At 43.1% G+C, this 218-nt stretch carries 1 protein-coding gene; it reads left to right on the top strand.

The window, feature by feature from the left end; genetic code table 11:
- Nucleotides 1–21: 21 nt before the first annotated feature.
- Nucleotides 22–218: hypothetical protein (locus E1171_RS00015; RefSeq protein WP_155202965.1), on the top strand; the 197-nt coding region annotated here is incomplete at its 3' end.

Here is a 218-nt window from a genome sequence, read left to right as displayed (position 1 = left end):
CAAAGACTAAAAAGCAGCATCATGGCAACAGACAATGTGGTTAATATTAGTAATCAGTTAAATCAGGCGCTGGATATTTTCACTTTTACTGTTCCTTCAGATGCTTCTGCCAGCGATCTCAACAGCATGTACCCCCTTTATTCCAAGGTAGGTACGGTGTCTGCCAATGATCCCAATGGGCTATATACTCCGGACCCGGATAATCCTTTGGAAAACCT

This window comes from Xanthovirga aplysinae (genome assembly GCF_009711365.1).
Lineage (GTDB): Bacteria > Bacteroidota > Bacteroidia > Cytophagales > Cyclobacteriaceae > Xanthovirga > Xanthovirga aplysinae.
Note: the sequence above shows the minus strand (reverse complement) of the source record. Positions and strands in the feature narration are given on the sequence as shown.